Below are 15,962 nucleotides of genomic sequence, written 5' to 3' on the forward strand. Positions count from 1 at the left end.
TCGAGTTGAATTGAAGGAGCTATGAGCATGGTTGAATCCACCTACGCGCGGCAGCGCCTGCGCAACTGGCGCCAGACGCCCGAGGACCGTTTAACGGGAAGCGAGCAGGCGCCGGAATTCATTGATCGCATAGGGATCGTGACGCTCTATCCCGCCTCGCCGGAGTTCCCCAATCTCTTTTCCGCCTATGTGGGCGATCCTGCCGCGAAGACGGATTCGGCCTGGGATACGCCCAGCGGCGAGATCTACACCTGGCGCTGGGCGCTGGGCAGCCAGGAAGTCGCCTACTATTCGGCTCTGATCCGGCGCCGGCCTACCTGGATCTCCTGGTCGCTGTTCCCGGCCATGCTGCGCCTGTGCGGCGAGCTGCGCAGTCCCCACGAGCTATATCACGCCGGCAAGCTCTCCGCGCAGGCCTATCACATCGTCGAAGCCCTGGAGTCGGTCGATGAGCCGTTGCCGACCAGTGAACTGCGCGATCGGGCCGGCTTCCCACGCGGCACCGCCTCGCGTAACCTCTACCTCAAAGCCGTCGAAGAGCTAGAGTCACAGATGCTGCTGGCCAAGGTCTTCCTGGGTGACGACCATACTATGTACCACACCCTCGTCAGCCAGCGCTACCCCCAGCACGTCGCCGCCGCCGAGCGCCTGAATCCGCAGGAGGCCCTGCGCGCCTTCCTGCTCAGCTACCTGCCCCACGCTCTCTACGCCGATCCAATCAGGCTGGCGAAAGATCTCAAGCTGCCCCAGGACCAGTTGAAAGCGGTTCTCACTGAAGTACAGAAAGAGCAGCGGTTGAGCCCAACCTCTTCAATTTAAGGACGAGAGACACATACGACAAGAAAAAAGGAGCGCGCTTGATATGAAACCACGCATTACAGTGATGACATTGGGAGTCGACGACCTGGAACGCTCGCTCGCCTTCTATCGCGACGGCCTGGGCCTGCCCACGCAGGGCATCATCGGCAAAGAATTCGAGCATGGAGCCGTCGTCTTTTTCGATCTGCAGCCCGGCCTGAAGCTGGCCCTCTGGTCCCGCGCCGACATCGCCCACGACACCCACCTCTCCCGGACGCCCCACAGCCCGACCGAACTCACCATCGGTCATAACGTCGGCAGCAAAGAAGAGGTGGAAGAGGTAATGGAGCAGGCCAGCAGAGCTGGCGCCCGCATCATCAAGCCTCCCGCCGAAACCTTCTGGGGCGGCTACTCCGGCTACTTCCAGGACCCAGACGACCACCTCTGGGAGGTCGTCTGGAACCCCGACCTCCTGCCCGAATAACGGCCCTGCCCGGTCGCGCAAACGGTCGCCCGCTCAAAGGGAACGCCCCTGTAAGGTCGACCTTCAACGGCCGACCGGGCCGCCAGCGCCAGCGACGGCGGCCCCCGTACCCCCACGCCCCCGCTTCTCCTGTCTTCCAGGCACGCCAACGTGGTACCTCCACGCCAACGTACCACACGCGTACCCAAACGCACCGCATAGGACAAAATACCATCCATGAAGAAAGGAATAACATCAGGCTTGTGTTCGTTAAGGAATAAGAAGTAGAGAAAACCAGAAAGGACTCTTGATGCAGATACGACGTTTTAGCTCCGATGTGAAATCCAAAGTGCCCGGCGGCCATGCCGGCCTCTACGCAGTCCCGATCTTACATGAGGATGCGCACTCCTCACCCGAGCAGCTGGAGACCTATGCCCGCAAGGTCAATGGTCTGCCGCTGTTCAGCGAGGGCGCGCCCCATGTGGTGGCCCTGTACTTTGAGCCCCACGCCACCATGGATGAGCACAGCGCTCCCCACCCGATCCTATTCATGGTCGTACATGGAAGCGGTTTTGTGCGCATCGGCGGACCGCAGGGTGAGACGCAACCCGTGCGGGCCGGCGACGCTATTCTCTGGCCACCTCATGTCGACCATCACGCCTGGACCGACGACTCCGAGCTGCACGCCATCGTCATCGAAGGATGGGGCCCGCCATCACGAACATAAATGCTTTATTCTTCATTCTGCTCCTCCAGGACCTCCATCGCCTCGTAGAGCCAGTTCAGGTAGGTCTGCTCGAAGTTGATGGCGAAGCGCGAGACGAGGCGGAAATAGATGTCCTCCTCCTCCTGGCTGGCGTAGGGATTGGGGCGGCCGCTGGCCTGCCGGGGCTGGTCGCGCACCGGCAGGTGCTGGGTCGTCTGCCGATACTGCAGCAGGCGCTGCTCGTGCAGAGCGATGCTGGCGCGGATGTTCTCGCTGATGGCCTCCGGCGGCGCGAACGATCCAAACATCATCTTGAGCAACAGCTCGTCGCGCAGCTGCAGGACCGCCGGTGGCTGCTGTTGCCACGACTCCAGCGCCGCCCGCCCGGCCGGCGTAATCGAATAAACTTTGCGGTCCGGGCGCGACTCCTGCTCCTCGCGCTCCATCTCCACCCAGCCCAGCCCCTTCATGCGCTTCAACTCGTTGTAGATCTGACTGTGCGCCGCCGACCACATGGCCGAGAGCACATGATCAAATAGCTGCTTCAGATCATAGCCGGATAGCGGCCCCCAGTACGCGAGCAGCCCCAATACCCCGTAGGTAATCGGATAGGCCTCAGGTCGATCCATAATTGCACTCTTTCCTCTTACAATTCAAAATACCGCTCCCTATGATATCACGTCATATTTCTGCTTGACAAAATTCTCCTCTCCACACTATACTCTTTATAGTTATATGTCTTCCAGTCATATGATTAGAAAATATAAGGAGAAATGAGATGGCACTATCGACACAGGATGTGTCTATCCATATGATTGAGCGTGGGCAGGGAGCTCCCACGCTATTCTTACACGGGGCGCCCGATTCGGGTGAGATGTGGAGTGGGGTCATCGAGCGTCTGCAGGATCACTATCATTGCTATGCGCCGGACCTGCCGGGCTTTGGTCGTTCGGGGGTTCCGGCCGATTTTCAGGCCTCGCTGGACTATATGGCCACGTTTGTAGAGCGCGTGATTGAGCGTTACGGGATCGCGACGCCGCTCAACCTGGTGGTGATGGATTTCGGGGCGACGTATGGCCTGGCCTGGGCGGCGAGTCATCCGCAGCAGGTGGCGCACCTCGCTATCGCGGGCGGCTCGAACTTCTCGTCGCGCTACCAGTGGCATGGCACCGCGCGTATCCTGCGTACCCCCGTGTTGGGAGAGCTGATGATGTCGGCCGTTAGCCTCTCGGCACAGGAGAGGATGATGCGCCAGAACGCGCCGCTGGTCAGCCCCGAGTACGTCCGTTCGGCGTATGAGCTCTCGCTGAGCAAGCCGCAGACGCGGCGTATGATGCTCAAGCTGTACCGATCGATCGATCCCAAAGACTTTGTGGGCTGGGAGGATCGCCTGCGCGAGCTGACCGCGCGCGTCCCCACTCTGATTCTGTGGGGAGATGAAGATCCCTTTATTACACCAGACTACGCGGAGAGCTTTGGCACCAGCAACGTCGAGCATTTTCCGCGGAATGGACACTGGCTGCCTCTGGAGATCCCCGAGATCGTGGCGCGGCGCCTTGGGGATTTTTTTGCCGCCTACGGGGACTCCTGGCGATAATGGCTGCCGGAGATGCATTGCCATTTCCAGGTACGCTCGGGGAAATCGTTCCATGGACCCTGCTCGTGAAAGATGATGGCCAGCCCCTCAGGCAGATAGGCCCGGAAGTCGGGCGCCTGAATGGAGCTGACCAGTCGGTTGGCGATCTCTAGCGATGCCTCCTTTTCATATATTCTTCCCGCCGTCCGCCGAAAGCGGCCAATAGTGCGCACCTCGATCTCGTCCCATTCGTAGCCCTGATTAACCATTGAGCGCGTGGCGCGCACGATCTCGGCCATGTTGGTGAGCTCTGGCTTGCATTCAAAGAGCGTGATCACCCCTTGCAGCACATTGATGCCCAGGTGCATGACGCTGTGGCAGGCGGGACAGACCGTCTCCAGATTTTCCAGGCGATGATCGTCCTCGGCCCCGATATGGTTGACCTGCATGAAGCGGCGGCAGCTCAGGGCGCAGTAGACGCAGGTGTAGCGGTCCCTCTGCAGCGCCTGCTGGCGAATGCGCCGCCACTGCTCAGGATCGCGCTCCTTGAACCACTCGCGCGCCGCCATCACCGATGGCCGTAAAACTTTCATCACTCCTCCTCCTCATTGCCATATGCGTAAAAGCCGAGACAGGCCCGGCACCTACGAGCCTCGCTGGGATGGAAAATCTTGCTGCGGCACCTGCGTGCGCTCCTGCTGGATCGCGTTGATGACCGGTTCTCTCAACCTGAACGGCAGAGAAAGTACGTATTTCCCCAGCAATTCCATGACGATGGTGTCTGCCGGGGTCCCGTTGTTGTTGATCTGTATCGGCTTGAGCTCCTCGTCCGATGCGTGGATGGCATCCGCGAGCTGCATCACGGCCGCCTGCAGGCGCTTGTATTCATGATCAATCTGCGCCGCGCGCTGTAGACGTGGCACCAGTCGCTGCAACTCTATCTCACTGTTTTGGAGCCGCTGCAAGCGCGAGAGCAGGTTGTTCAGCGAGACGGCGACTGGCCACAGGGTCGCCCCCTCCTGGAGGGGCACGCGCGCCGCCAGGTTGCCGTTACTGGCGGCTGAATGGACCGCCATGATGTCCTGGATGCTGTTGTCCAGCGCTCGCTTTTCATCGGCGATGGCGTGCTCCTGCGCCGCGATGTCGTGCTGCAGCTTGGCGATCTCTTCGGCGCGATCGGCGCGCTGAATAGCACGCGTCGCGCTCGCCACCCAGAGATAGAGTACCACAGATACAATCAGGTGAATCTGAATGGGGCGTGAGACGACGGTGAAGTAACCGCCGCCCTGCATGATGTGGTTCAGTGAAGGGGTACGAGGCCAGTACGTCAGCACAACATACGAAAAGATGATATTCATCAATGCATCAGGTATAACCCAGTTTACGGGGAGCAGTGATACTACAAATACTTCAGAAAAGACCAGCATGTCAAATATTGCAATAGTTTCAGGTGCCAGGCCACCAGGACTACGCAAAATACTAGAAAAGATACCCAGGTTTACTGATAGTGAAATTATTAAACCTACAGCGGTGACGTGCCCCCTCTGATTTAGCGGCGCGCAGATCGCTATCAGCACTAAAATACCCAGGGCGACGAACAGAATCTGGTGGTTCGGGCCGAAAACACCTATTGGACCTACCAGGGCAAGGAGTATAAAGCCCAGCGCCAACATGATCGTGCTGGCCAGGCGACCGCGCCGTACGACTTCGCGCTGCTCGAAGCTCGCCCCCGGCTCGGCTGGCGGCGGCGCTGTAAGGCGGTACCAGGGGGTGAACACTGCGTGGAGTACACGGGTAAAGAATCCACGCGGTTTTTCAGGCGCCGCCTGTATATAGGCGGGTTCGGTTGCTGAATAGTTCGGACCCATCATCGTGGATATCACTCCTTTTAGTAAAATAATCTACATGACACTCATGCGTTCGCTTGCATTATACTTTTTAATAAAAGCATAATACAATGCTATAGGACGATTATAATATTTGGTGTTATACTATCTGAGAGATTAAGTGATTGCTCTCTGTCTATAGCTAGTTCTTTCATATAGATAAATGCTATTCATGAATGTGTTTATCTGTGGAGTAATAGGTATAGAACTTGAGTATATCTGCTTGTTCGTTTTTATTTGTGCCTGGAGCAGATTATTTCACCATGTTATTTTGGAGGCAGGAAAAGTATGACGCCTAATGAAGGCATGACGCCCGAGGCTCTTTCGAGCACGGAGGTTACCCCGGATGGTGGTGAAGGCCCACAGCTTTCCACCCCTGTTGCTGAAGTAAGTTCGCTCAACCCCATGACCGTTACTGATGACAATGATATGCCTGAGAGCACGACTCTATCACAGGAGAGACCAGACATGCCGGCCGTGCAGGCCGCGCAGGATGCCCTGGTGGCTGAGTCGGTCAGCACTACTGATACCGCTGTGACATATACAAATCTGGGATGGGCGTTTCGCATCGTTTTCGCGCTGGCGAGCACGGTCGGGGGCCTTTCCAGCATCGCTATTAAACAACTCCTCCTACCGCTGCAAGTGAGTATGCTGGCACCGACCACGACCAATACGTCCTTTGCTATCGTGGCCTCGATCGGTGCCTTTGCCGGTCTGATCGTCTCTCCCTTTACGGGTGCGCTCAGCGATCGTAGCGTAGCCAAATGGGGGCCGCGCCGTGTCTGGATCGTGTTTGGCCTGCTGGCAGGTGTGCTGGGCCTGGTCATTATGGCCTTTGCCGCCAGCATTCCTGTGCTGCTCCTCGGCGAGATCATCGCCCAGATCGGTGTCGATACGGTGCTCTCGACGGTGGCGGCCATCATCCCGGACCAGGTTCCGGCTCCGAAACGAGCATTCTTCAGTGCCTTGAATGGTATGGCTCCGATCGTGGGTGGTGTGCTGGGCCTGCTGGCGGTCTCGCGTCTCACCAACACGCACGTGCCGGAGCAAGGCTACCTGGCCTTGATTATCCTTTCGGTTCTGTTTATCGTCCTGTTCTTGCTCGTCTTTCGTGATCGACCCGGCGTGCGCCGGCAGGACGCGCCGGAGTTCCAGATGGGACCCTTCCTGGCTGGATTTGTGCGGCCGCTGGCATCTGGCGACTTCGTCTATACACTTATTTCGCGCTGCCTGGTGTTTTTGAGCTTCCAGATCCTTGGCGCCTATACCCTTTTCTATCTGCGCGGTGTGCTGCATTTTAGCGCTCCCCAGGCCGCCAGTGGCGTGGCGAACTTCCAGTTGATTTCAACCGCCTGTCTGTTGATCGGCTCGCTTATCGTGGGCAGCATCTCCGGCAAGAGCGGCGGACGCATCAAGCCATTCGTCATCCTGGGAGCATTATTGATGGCGATCAGCCTCGTGGTCATCGCGCTGGTCCATGTCTGGACCGTCATGTTGTTGATCGCGGTGGTGTTCGGCTTCGGCTTTGGTATCTACCTGGCGGTTGACATGGCCCTGGCGATCCGCGTCCTGCCAACCACTACCGACAATGGTAAAGACCTGGCCATCATCAACACGGCCATCTTCCTGCCGCTCATTATCAGTCCCATTATTGGCGCGTTTATCCTCAATCTTTCCCACAACAACTTTTCCCTGTTATTCCTGATTGCCGCGTTCTCCAGTGTGGTCGCGGCCGGCTTGATCCTACCCATACGCGGTGTGCGTTAAAACGATGTTCTGGTAGTTCGGTATATATGTGTTGTGTATGGTGCGGCTCTGCCGCACCATACACAACACATATATACCACTGGCTTTTTCTTGAAGGTAAGGCGATGAAGCACATAAAACAATAAGGTGAGAGTAAGAGAGAAGACGAAAGTGGCTGAGTATTATTTAGACATGGCGACGATGATAGGAGTTCTTCAATCTCTGGGGCAAACTGGACAGATTGAGGCCGATCTGGCGGCCATCTCGCTGCGCGGCAGGGAAAGCCTGCCCGCTGGTCATCTGGTCATCGGTGTGAAAGCTGGCCGTATCTATGCATGGGCCTTGCTGGGGGCGAACGGACAGCAGATTCTGAGCGGAACCGAGCAAAATGTCAATGCTTTGTTGCGCTATTATGGCCAGCAGAGGATTCGCTGGACATTTGTACAGCAAACACTTGAACAGTCAGCCTCATTACATGCCGGGCCTCCCGATTACCAGGTTTCTCCTTCGTATCAACCATCCCGGCCCCCTTATGCTGCCGGGAACTCGTCTCATGGGGGATCACCGGCTGGCTCTCAGGGTCGAGCGCAGGTTCCGTATCGCAAGCAGAATCTCGCCGCGAATATGCTTGCGACCATGCCCCGGCAGCATAGGCTGATCTATGCACTCGTCAACGGCGTCAATACAGTCGAACGTATCTGTGAGCTTTTGCCTTCTCTATCGCATAGTGACATCGTGCAGATTCTGAAAGAGCTGTACTCTTCCAACATCATTAGTTTCTAAATGCTAGAGAGATATTTGGATGAAGATATTAATTATTGGCGGCGGTATTAGTGGCCTGGCGGTCGCGCTGGCCCTGCATCGAACCGGCCAGGATGTAACGGTCTTTGAGCGTTCCCAGGAGATACACGAGGTCGGGGCGGGCCTGACGATCTGGCCCAACGCGATCCGCGTTCTTGAGCAACTGGGATTGGGTGAGGTCATTCCGCAGATTGGTATGCCAGCGCACTATCGTACGATCCGTACCTGGCGGGGCGCGTTGCTCTCACAGATCGAGGTTGACGCCATCGCGGGCAGTCCGATGCGCCTGATGCACCGGGCCGACCTGCAAGGAGCGTTATTGAACGCCCTGCGCGCGGCGTCTGTCCCCATCGTGCTTGGCGCGCGCTGCACCGGCTTCACGCAGGATGAAGAGAGTGTGCACGCGAGTTTCGCTGATGGGCGCAGCGCCGACGGCGATCTCCTGATCGGTGCCGATGGTATCCGTTCGTCCATCCGCGCGCAACTCTTCGGGACTCCCAATATTCACTATACGGGCTATACCTCGTGGCGTGGCATCGCCGAGGTTGAGGAACGCTATATCCCGCTGGGCATCTCCAGTGAGACATGGGGGGTGGGACGGAGGATCGGTCTCATTCCGCTGATACATGGACGCATGTACTGGTTCGCGGCCTATACCACGCCGGAGGGGCAGGGCAAGGAGCAGTCGCCTGAGGAGCGCAAGCAGCAGGTGCAGTCGCTCTTTCAGGGCTGGCATGATCCTATCGCACCGATCCTGGAGGCGACAGAGGCGTCGCGCTTCATTCGCAACGACGTCTACGATATCGAGCCCCTTACTCACTGGAGCCAGGGACGCGTCGTCCTGGTCGGTGACGCGGCGCACGCCATGTCCCCCAATATGGGCCAGGGCGGCTGCCAGGCGATTGAGGACGCGCCCGTGCTCGCTGAGTGCCTGCAGTCCGGCTCGGACCTCCCAACGAGCTTGCGCGCCTACGAAGAGCGACGTAAGCCGCGCACCTCGCGCGTCGCTCGACAATCACGGCGCATCGGCCAGCTCTCGCAGGTCAACAATCCTCAGCTCTACACCGTGCGCAACGTCCTGGTCAAAGCCCTGTATACACAGGCGCTATCCAAAGAGCTCAAGTGGCTCCTGCAAAGCACCATTTAATGGAAAGCGCGCAAGCTCGCTTTCCGCTTCCCCGGCGCAACCTGGTATTAGAGATAAGTGACAGGGGATGGCTACCTGGACCGCGACCCGACCCCTCATTGATCGCTGTTCGCCATCCCCTTTCTCTATATGTGCCGGTTATTGCACCTGTGGCATCGTTCCTTCGCTGCCCGCCTCAAACAGCCGATTGAACTCGGCAGGGAGCTGGGCGCGGGCATCTTTTATTTCACCCTGTGAGACGGATTCTTTGAGCACATCGATCACTGCCCGCGCATGAAACGTGGCCTTTTGTACATCGACCCGCTCCCGCAGGCTGACACGCTGGAAGAACTCGTGCAGGGAGAAGCGCTCTCCCTTCGCGGACCAGGTGTCTCGGAGATAGTCCCCAATCTCTGGCGGTAGTTGCGCCGCCAGGTCCTGAGCCTCGCCACCGGCCAGGCGCTCGGCCAGGGTCTCAAGTGTCGCGCGGGTCGCTCGCTCCGCCTCGCCTCGCGAGCTTAATCGTGCGCGGTGTTGTACCTGTCCTATAAATTCATCGTGTTTCATAACGTCCTCCGTATCTCTGTAAATGACGATTGCTTGTTATGTTGTTCCCCACTAGCAGATTCTGTCCCGGTAACTCTTATGGACAGAGTTGATGCTACGAACATAGGCCGCCAGGTTTTCATCGCCATCACAGGACGAAAAAAGGTATCACAAAGACGTCACAGATGGTATCTCAGCGCTATCCAAACGTGGGGTGAGCTACGCGCAATGAGCCAAAAAAACCTGAATACAGAATGATACAGACAGTGTGGCCGTCTTCAGAGGCCTCGCCAAAACACAGGGGATGGAGAGCCCTCTGATCGGTCCTTTCGGTAAAAAAGAGGATTTTTACCCTTTTCTTACCGTGCTGAGTCATACTGATAGTGTAGAGGATAGCAACTATGCTTTCACCCCTTTAGATACATAGGACGGATGGTATTGAATTATCACTATCCTCTACATCCACTACTGTCTATGCCCCTGAAAATGCCGCCAGGAAATGAGTCATTCCCTTACTAAAGTTTAACTTTTGGTGTATATAATAATTAATAATCCAGGACAGAGTAAACTAATAGTAGCGATTGTCTACTTTTAGTAGTGATTAGTGTGGGCGCAAGCTGGTAGTTTGTTGCTACAACCACATGAAAGGAGCACATGAAATGGCTCAATATGCCATGCCTCACAATCAGGACGTTAGTACCCATACGGATGTCGTCACGCAGGATGCCCGGCTGGCTATCCCGAATATGCAGGCGTTTGCATTTACGACGATCATCTGGGGCGCTGTCTTTGCGGGTTTCCTGATTCGTCCGTTTTCCGCTGGCCTTGGATTGCTCGCAGTTGTTGCTTTCTTTGGCGGCCTGGCCTTATTCCTGGGTGGCATGCACGAGTCGGCCCGCGCGAACCCCGAGATGGGGACCTTCTTTGAATCGTATGGAGTGTTTTTGCTGTCTTTAGGCGCGCTGGTCGCTCCGACGTTTGGTATTCGCTCGCTGCTTGGCGTCCATCTGAATGTTGCGATGGGATTCTTGTTCCTCACCTGGACGGTTTTTTGCGCCATCTACATCGTGACGGCCATAAGAACCAATCCGGTCTGGCTCGCTGTTTTAGGTCTGCTGTTTCTGGCGTCGCTGGGTGTAACCCTTGGCGCGCTGCTCAATGTACCTGTACTCGCGTTAATTGGAGGATGGCTCGCCATCATCTCTGGATTGGTGGCCTGGTATGGTATGTTTTCACGCCTGATGGAGACCGGTCCCGCGAAGATTGAATTACCCCGTGGTAGCTTTCAGCATACGCACTAGGGTCATGCGTGGAACAATGCTGTTCCACCTATGCTTTAACCAGGTGCAACCCCTCGTCCTTTTACATATGGGACGAGGGGTTATTTATCTGTGCTATCAATCTATTTTTTGACGGTGATTGGAATTACGATGCCTGGATTATCGATCGAGCCAAGCTGGGTGGCGAGCTGCACGGTACTCTGGGGTGTGGAAAGCGGAAATGTGTATGTCACACTCCTGGTTGCCCCCGGTGGCAGTTTGGACTGGTCGATCATAAACAGTATTCGATTGTTGGCTCCCTGTGAAGTTGGCGCGTCCCTACGGGTGTCGATAATAAAGTTATGTGGCGCGGTCCCTTTGTTGGTCACCACGAAGGTGTATGCACGACCAGCGATAAAAGTTGTACGCGAAGACTTCAAATTCTTGTCCTGCAAGGTGACCTGCACGCTGTTGCTGGTCGCAACACCAGAGGGCGCACCTGAGGCTTTGCTCGTTGCCCCGTTACTCCCACTACAGCCACCGAGAATGGCAAGTAGGAGCCCGAGAAATACTCCAAGAGCAGCATAACGTTTCATAAAAATCCCCTTCTGTCTGTATGATAGGCTACTTTTTTAGAATGTGTCTGACTCTCGTCACCATAGGGGCACATGAGCGCCCCCACACGCGCGTCCGCTGCGCGGCCGCGCCGGTTTTAGTTGTTGGTGCAGCGGGTGCGCGTCCGCGCACCCGCTGCACCAACATATGGAAAGATAGTGAGCTCGCCAAAATCAAAAGCTCATGAGGAAAGATGGTGCACACGACGCAAGTCTGACACGCTCTTTGAACGTGTCTGATTCTCATGATCATCGCTTGCAGCACACACGAGTCCATGGTGTATTGGTGCAGCAGGGGCGCGAAAGCGCCCCTGCTGCACCAATACACAAAAACAATGCGGCCGCGTAGCGGACGCGCGTGCGCGTGCGCTCACGTGCCCCCAAAGTGGTGGGAATAAGACACGCTCTTTAGTCCGTCTCTCCAACGCATGGGTTTGCGTGACATGCACTTCTGAATATCATTGCCTCACATTCGGAGCCATCCACTACTGCCGTACATCATGTCGATCGTTAGTCATGTTCTATGTCAGAGATGGTCGCGAATATGCAGCCTGGAGACACATGACGTTTTCTCTCTTTATCCCTATGTGTATTTATACTATGCTGCGGTTAAAAATATGTAAGAGGTAGGGGAGGGGTCGCTGACCGGGTGCAACCCCTCGCCCCATTTGCACCGGCACGAGGGGGTATTTGTTGTTTATCTATCCGCCGACGACGTGGCGCAGGTCGGTGACGACGTTCTGGAGCTGGTGTGACGCCTCATCTGCCCCGTTTGAGCCGGCGACGAGCTGTTCGTTCACCTGGTTCATGATGTTGATGGCGGTCGCCAGCTTCTCATTGCTGGCGTTTTGATAGTGGATGGCGCGCCTGGTATATTGAGAAGTTTCGATCATTTGCTCGATGGCTTGCCTGAGCGTGGCTTTATCGAGCCGGTCCCAGTTGTCCAGGAGCCGGGTGGCGGTGGTGTTGATATGCTGGATCGCGACCTCGGCGGCATTGTTGTAGTATTGCACGGTCTTTAAGCCCTCTTGCGAGGAGTCGATGACCCATACTTGCTCGGTGACCGCGTTCTTCTGCCGCGAGGCCAGCGTCGCCAGCGATTGACTGTTTTTGCTCAGATGACCGACTGAGCGCAGGATCGGATAAGAGATGCGCCTGCCTATCACCAGGCCGAACAGGGCCGCCAGGATGATTACACTGAGCGTGACGACGCCGGTGATGATGAGCTGCTGATTGGCTACGGTGATAATGGTATTGATGGGACTGAGCACGATGTAGTTCCAGGGCACGGCGCTCAGCGTCTGCCGTACCACCTGGTAGGAGCCGCTGTGTCCCGTGGGCTGTAGCGTGAAGCTGGTGGATGCATTGGGTCCCGTGAGCGCCTTCTTCAGCCCGTCGTCGGGGACCACGCGGACCGTGCTCTGGCTTCCGTAGCGCTGCTCGTTGAGGATCCTCTGCTGCGCGTCTTGTGGCAGGGGCGCGATGGCCGTAAATTGCTGCTTGCTATTGGTGGGATCAGCGATGCGTACGTTATTTTCATCGAGGATGAACGCATCGCTGCCATTGCCGTTGGCCCCCGTCTCGCTGTTGACGATGCTCCAGATATAGTCCAGTCTGAGGGTGGCGCGTACGATGCCAACGACCCGCTTTAAGGCCATTGAGAAGCTGGGTACATAAATATCGACTGCGGCCTTCTTCGTGGCGGGATCATAGTAGACCGGCGAGATAAATGGTTTGCCGAGGAGCAGCTTCTGCGCGTCCTCCGGCGGAATGATGTACTTGCCGTGCGGCTGGAACTTTGCGTTGGTGTGGTTGGTGGAGTAGGAGAGTAATGGCTTGCCCTGGGTGTCGAAGAGTACCCATAGCGTGTAGTTGGGATCAAGATAGGAGCCAACGACCTGTCCGTTCTGAATGATGAGGGGGGCATTCGCCTGGTTTCCGACCGGGTCGCGCAGAAAGTCCTGGGCGAGTGGGACCTGTGCCAGGCTCTGAACGTCTAGCACGCGATCCTTGAAATAGTTGTTGATCAACTGCGTGCGCGTATGGGCGTCGGTCTCCATCGCCAGTCGCGCCTGGTTCGTTAAGGTGGGACGCGCGAACCATTCACTGATCCCGACGGTGATCAACAGGGGTAAGATGGCCGCCGCCAGTAGCCAGGTTGAGAGGCGGATAGATAATGGAATGCTCCTGCGAGGCGCCAGTGCCTGCTGCGATTGAGCCATAAAGTTACATCTCCTTTTCAGCGTGTCTGCCGTCGAATAACACCGATCTGCTCCAGATCAGTGAGTTGTGACGCTATCTCTGATAGCTGCCGCCCGGTCAGGCGGACGAATTCGGTCAGGGTGCGTTCTCCATTCACCAGCATAAAGAGGTGCTTGTGCGCGCGCGAAAGTCTGGCCGCCTCGATCGCCTGCAAACTATAGGCGGGTTCAAGGATTTTCTGATAAAGGATCTCGTTGTGAAAGGGGAACTGTGGCGCCTGTTCCCCTCCCTGATTGGGCGAGGGGCGCGCCCCGGCTGATCGAGCGCTATGATCAGGACCCGGCGTGGTTTCAGGCTGGCGCAGTGGCGCCGATGGCGCATCCCACCCCGACGCCTGAGGGTGAGGGATAAAGGCAAATTTACACCTGGTCCATGTATATAGCTGGTTGCATGCATCTATCCCGTTGAGATACCCTGTCTTCGCGCTGACGATATTGCCATAGGAAAAAACCAGCATGCCCTCCTCAAAGGTCGGACCCTCGCCGCGTTCGACGGTCAGGACGCCGGTCTTGCGCCCTAATTGCAGGACTTGAATGACCTTTATAAGCTGGTCGGCTGCCGTATCTCGTTGTGTCAACACAGCACTCCACTCTACTTTGTAGCCATCCCCTCCTCTCCGGAAGACATGGGGATTTCCTATACCCATTGAGCAGGTTCTGCCATCCCCTCCTCGCCGCCCCCTGATAAAGAACGATGCACATATTCTAACGCTACAGGACACAGAGTTTTACATGCCCTATGCCGGTAATCTCATCAAGTTAGAGCAAAACATACATATTAGTAGAATAATAGAGCGGCTGTCGTTTGTAAAGCGATGGATCTTCTTTTGAGCTTGACATAACTTTTCGTTAAGGAAAATAGGGGACGGTCCGAGGATGACCATCCCTCAACGTTGTTCCGCTGGCTGTGTGAGCAGGATGAGCAGCGCGATCAGCGCCAGGATAGCCATGATAATGCTGAACGCGATGCCCGCCACCTGTAATCCGAAGAGTTGCGCGGCTATGCCTACGCCGATGACGGGGATGGAGATGGCGACGTAGAGGACGACGAAGTAGCTCGATGAGATCCCACCGCGTTGCGTGGCGGGACTCTTCGCGTTGATCGCTGCTAACCCCGCGCGTAAGCTCAGGCCCTGCCCCAGACCGGCAATGATGGCTCCGACGACCAGCAGGGTCAGCGAACGGGCCAGGAGTCCTCCGGCGACCATAATCAGCCCGATGATCAGTCCGATACAGGCCAGGGGGAGCGCGCGTCGTTGGGAAATGTGTTCAAGCAGCAGTTGACCACAGGTGGAGGCGGCGAAGACGGCGAAGACGATCAGGCCGGTGAGCGCATGGTTGGTGATGTGGAGCATCTGGCTCAGGAATACAGGCGCCACCGCCGTAAAGAGACCAAGCATCGCGAAACCGGCAAAGCCGGGGATCACCACGCGGATAAATGTCGCGCGTACCTGCGCGGGGACCTGCAGACCCTGCGGCCGCCAGCGCGCGTGTTCCTTGACCTCGACCGGCTCGGGTATGAGCCAGGTCCCTATGATTGCCAGCAGGAGCAGTACGATGTTGACGATGAATACGAGCCGCAGTGGCTGCGGCGCGTACTGCGCGAGGATGCCGGCGAGCAGCGGCCCACAGCCCAGTCCACCCATATTGGCGCCGGCGGCGATCAAGGTGGCCTGGCGCTGCTTCTCCTGCGGTGCCAGGTCCACCAGCGTGGCCGTCGCGGTACCCGTAAAGATGCCCGCCGACAACCCCGAGAGCAGGCGACCCACGAACAGCAGGGGCAGCCCGCTGGCGAACAGAAAAGCCAGCGCGCTGGCCACCGCCAGCAGCAGTCCCCCCAGCAGCACCCGGCGCCTCCCGATCTCGTCTGAAAGCCGACCAAACAGCAGCAGTGCCGCGATCACCCCCACGGCATAGGTGGCGAATATCACCGTGACCATCAGGCTCGAAAAGCCAAATGTCTGCTGGTAGATCGGGTAGAGTGGTGTGGGCAGCGTCGTGCCCAGCATCGCGGCCACAAAGGCATAGGCGGCCAGTGCAAAGCCGGGGGAGCGCCCGACAGGCGCTTTCACTGCGATTTTCATGCATCTATTTCCTTTCTTCCATCATCTCCTTCCTTTTCTTTTACGGCTACTGACGCCTGCCTCCCGCAGCAAAGTTCATCACGGCCAGAAATGCCG

16 protein-coding genes are annotated in these 15,962 nt (G+C 57.1%); 8 read left to right on the top strand and 8 right to left on the bottom strand.

What is annotated here, in order from left to right:
* Window positions 1–27: 27 nt before the first annotated feature.
* From KTT_RS20710 to KTT_RS20720, 3 genes are all read left to right on the top strand, one after another.
* On the top strand, window positions 28–819 hold the full coding sequence (locus KTT_RS20710) for an AlkZ-related protein (RefSeq protein WP_126597800.1): 792 nt from the start codon (window positions 28–30) through the stop codon (window positions 817–819).
* Between the two features lie 43 nt (window positions 820–862).
* Window positions 863–1,282, top strand: coding sequence for a VOC family protein (locus tag KTT_RS20715; protein ID WP_126597801.1), 420 nt, complete (start codon window positions 863–865; stop codon window positions 1,280–1,282).
* A gap of 289 nt (window positions 1,283–1,571) precedes the next feature.
* Complete coding sequence (locus KTT_RS20720) at window positions 1,572–1,988, top strand: cupin domain-containing protein (protein ID WP_126597802.1); 417 nt, start codon at window positions 1,572–1,574, stop codon at window positions 1,986–1,988.
* 5 nt (window positions 1,989–1,993) lie between these two features.
* Here the strand turns inward: KTT_RS20720 and KTT_RS20725 are convergent, their stop codons facing one another.
* The gene (locus tag KTT_RS20725) at window positions 1,994–2,596 is read right to left on the bottom strand and encodes a PadR family transcriptional regulator (protein WP_126597803.1); all 603 of its coding nucleotides are present in this window, start codon (window positions 2,594–2,596) and stop codon (window positions 1,994–1,996) included.
* A gap of 149 nt (window positions 2,597–2,745) precedes the next feature.
* Here KTT_RS20725 and KTT_RS20730 point away from each other — a divergent pair, with 149 nt between their 5' ends.
* Complete coding sequence (locus KTT_RS20730; RefSeq protein WP_126597804.1) at window positions 2,746–3,564, top strand: alpha/beta fold hydrolase; 819 nt, start codon at window positions 2,746–2,748, stop codon at window positions 3,562–3,564.
* Here KTT_RS20730 and KTT_RS20735 read toward each other — a convergent pair.
* Both KTT_RS20735 and KTT_RS20740 read right to left on the bottom strand, forming a co-directional pair.
* Entirely contained in the window at window positions 3,543–4,136 is a 594-nt protein-coding gene (locus KTT_RS20735; RefSeq protein ID WP_126597805.1) for an HNH endonuclease, read from the bottom strand. The two genes, KTT_RS20730 and KTT_RS20735, sit on opposite strands and share 22 nt — an antisense overlap.
* Before the next feature lie 51 nt (window positions 4,137–4,187).
* A complete protein-coding gene (locus tag KTT_RS20740) occupies window positions 4,188–5,414 on the bottom strand; it encodes a hypothetical protein (RefSeq protein WP_126597806.1) in 1,227 nt (408 codons plus the stop codon).
* Between the two features lie 303 nt (window positions 5,415–5,717).
* Between KTT_RS20740 and KTT_RS20745 the strand changes: the two genes are divergently transcribed.
* The 3 genes from KTT_RS20745 to KTT_RS20755 all read left to right on the top strand — a co-directional run bounded on the left by KTT_RS20745 (window position 5,718) and on the right by KTT_RS20755 (window position 9,123).
* A complete protein-coding gene (locus KTT_RS20745) occupies window positions 5,718–7,196 on the top strand; it encodes an MFS transporter (protein WP_126597807.1) in 1,479 nt (492 codons plus the stop codon).
* 150 nt (window positions 7,197–7,346) lie between these two features.
* Complete coding sequence (locus KTT_RS20750; protein WP_126597808.1) at window positions 7,347–7,958, top strand: hypothetical protein; 612 nt, start codon at window positions 7,347–7,349, stop codon at window positions 7,956–7,958.
* Window positions 7,959–7,977: 19 nt separating this feature from the next.
* Window positions 7,978–9,123: an FAD-dependent oxidoreductase gene (locus KTT_RS20755; RefSeq protein WP_126597809.1), complete on the top strand. Its 1,146-nt coding sequence runs from the start codon at window positions 7,978–7,980 to the stop codon at window positions 9,121–9,123.
* Between the two features lie 138 nt (window positions 9,124–9,261).
* Here the strand turns inward: KTT_RS20755 and KTT_RS20760 are convergent, their stop codons facing one another.
* Complete coding sequence (locus KTT_RS20760; protein WP_126597810.1) at window positions 9,262–9,669, bottom strand: DUF2267 domain-containing protein; 408 nt, start codon at window positions 9,667–9,669, stop codon at window positions 9,262–9,264.
* A gap of 638 nt (window positions 9,670–10,307) precedes the next feature.
* On the opposite strand from KTT_RS20760, the gene KTT_RS20765 reads away from it, so the two are divergent.
* Window positions 10,308–10,949 (top strand): acetate uptake transporter family protein, encoded by a 642-nt coding sequence (locus KTT_RS20765; RefSeq protein WP_160146007.1) that lies wholly within the window; start codon window positions 10,308–10,310, stop codon window positions 10,947–10,949.
* A gap of 101 nt (window positions 10,950–11,050) precedes the next feature.
* Here the strand turns inward: KTT_RS20765 and KTT_RS20770 are convergent, their stop codons facing one another.
* The 4 genes from KTT_RS20770 to KTT_RS20785 form a co-directional block, all read right to left on the bottom strand.
* Window positions 11,051–11,503: a cupredoxin domain-containing protein gene (locus KTT_RS20770; protein WP_126597812.1), complete on the bottom strand. Its 453-nt coding sequence runs from the start codon at window positions 11,501–11,503 to the stop codon at window positions 11,051–11,053.
* A 719-nt stretch (window positions 11,504–12,222) separates the two neighbouring features.
* The gene (locus KTT_RS20775) at window positions 12,223–13,743 is read right to left on the bottom strand and encodes a PDC sensor domain-containing protein (RefSeq protein WP_126597813.1); all 1,521 of its coding nucleotides are present in this window, start codon (window positions 13,741–13,743) and stop codon (window positions 12,223–12,225) included.
* Window positions 13,744–13,760: 17 nt separating this feature from the next.
* Complete coding sequence (locus tag KTT_RS20780; protein WP_160146008.1) at window positions 13,761–14,360, bottom strand: DUF4388 domain-containing protein; 600 nt, start codon at window positions 14,358–14,360, stop codon at window positions 13,761–13,763.
* Window positions 14,361–14,669: 309 nt separating this feature from the next.
* A complete protein-coding gene (locus tag KTT_RS20785; protein ID WP_126597816.1) occupies window positions 14,670–15,866 on the bottom strand; it encodes an MFS transporter in 1,197 nt (398 codons plus the stop codon).
* Window positions 15,867–15,962 lie beyond the last annotated feature (96 nt).

The organism is Dictyobacter aurantiacus, from assembly GCF_003967515.1.
Lineage (GTDB): Bacteria > Chloroflexota > Ktedonobacteria > Ktedonobacterales > Ktedonobacteraceae > Dictyobacter > Dictyobacter aurantiacus.